The organism is Staphylococcus sp. HMSC34C02, assembly GCF_001838705.1.
Classification (GTDB): Bacteria; Bacillota; Bacilli; order Staphylococcales; family Staphylococcaceae; genus Staphylococcus; species Staphylococcus borealis.
The window spans coordinates 304,836-305,800 of sequence record NZ_KV838592.1 but is presented as its reverse complement, the minus strand read 5'-3'; the positions used below and the strand labels follow the sequence as shown (position 1 = coordinate 305,800).

Here is a 965-nt window from a genome sequence, read left to right as displayed (position 1 = left end):
AAAAAATAACCTTCCTTAGAAGGTTAAAAAAGTGCATGAAAATAGCACCACTTTCTATTTATATAAGTAGAAAGGATGCTAAATTAATACCAAGCTATTTTATAATTAGTAGGAAAATCATCTTCTTTAATAAAATCTTTAATAGCTATAAAAGCTTTATTACGATAATTTAAGCTATTAAATTTTAATTCTAAGTTAGATAATTTAAAACTTTCAACTTTACTATTAGTTTTTTTTACAACAATTTCACCTGTTCCATTTTCAATCAAGCATTCTGGAATATATTCGTATTTTATAAAATCTTTGTTTTCAAAAACTTTATGTAGACTTAACATTTTAAGACTCCTTTTTATAAATGTTTCATAGTTATATTTGGAGTTAACTTTATAATGAGTAATATCGTAACTATAATTGTACTTGTTCGTCAAGTAATGTTCAAGAGCCTCATGGTGCAATAGTATTATATCTTGTTCTTTTAAAATCACATTTTCTTCTGCTACCATATTTTTAACCTCCATTTAGTTAAGAAAATAAATTTATATTTTGTGCAATTGCCTTTTGCCTTTGTACATCGTCTTTAATTGACAAATTATCTTGCTTTGTCATACCAGTTGTTTGAGTATTAATTGGTGCATTTTATCGTAATGCTTTCTCAACGTTACTTTAAACCATTTGATTCAGTAAGTTAGTAAATGATTCAACATTTTTCTTTGTTGTTTCAGCATCAGAGTTCACTAATACATTAATGATTTGATCATCAAAATTTTCTACACCCGATTCACTAAGCATTGTACGCGTATCATTTCTCATTTGAGATAATGCCTTTTCAGCTTTTAATGCTTCATTCTCTTTCAAAAGTTTTTCTATCTCATATTGACTTTTTTCTCTTTATTCATCTTGGCCAGTTTTTCAGCTTTTTGAATGGGAGTGAGACAGAATTCTTTTAAATTCGTCGTAACCCCAAC

General features: G+C 27.2%; 2 protein-coding genes. Both read right to left on the bottom strand.

The window, feature by feature from the left end; genetic code table 11:
- Window positions 1–83: 83 nt before the first annotated feature.
- Window positions 84–503 carry a hypothetical protein gene (locus HMPREF3239_RS12720; protein WP_239469289.1) on the bottom strand — a complete coding sequence of 140 codons (420 nt, stop codon included), beginning with the start codon at window positions 501–503 and terminating at the stop codon, window positions 84–86.
- Window positions 504–663: 160 nt separating this feature from the next.
- Complete coding sequence (locus HMPREF3239_RS12715; RefSeq protein ID WP_239469290.1) at window positions 664–855, bottom strand: capsid assembly scaffolding protein Gp46 family protein; 192 nt, start codon at window positions 853–855, stop codon at window positions 664–666.
- Between the last annotated feature and the right edge of the window lie 110 nt (window positions 856–965).